Genomic DNA, 288 nt, shown 5'->3' on the forward strand with positions numbered 1-288 from the left:
GGCCAATGTAATGCAGCTTGGTCTCGCGCCAGGTGTCGTCGACGAGGTGCTCCGGCGCGTATTCGTCTTCCAGCGCATGCACGCATTCCTGCACGCGCTTGTCGTAGAAATCGATTCGCTTGCGCGCGGCCTGCTGGGCCGTCGTCCAGTCGGCACGCTCGAACGAGGTCTTGGCCGTCTTGCTGGCCTGGAGGAACAGCGTGTAGTGGCGGTCGTATCCGTCCTTGATGGTGCGCGCGATGTCGAAGGCGATCTTGGACGAGAGCAGCTTGGGGAAAGTGGCCTGGG

1 protein-coding gene is annotated in these 288 nt (G+C 62.8%); it reads right to left on the minus strand.

The window, feature by feature from the left end:
- Positions 1–288, minus strand: a 288-nt coding sequence (locus tag ACEN88_RS35220; RefSeq protein ID WP_413347056.1) for an isocitrate dehydrogenase kinase/phosphatase AceK regulatory subunit, incomplete at both ends; no start/stop codon positions are given.

This window comes from Massilia sp. CT11-108 (genome assembly GCF_047302915.1).
Taxonomy (GTDB): Bacteria; Pseudomonadota; Gammaproteobacteria; order Burkholderiales; family Burkholderiaceae_D; genus Telluria; species Telluria orientalis.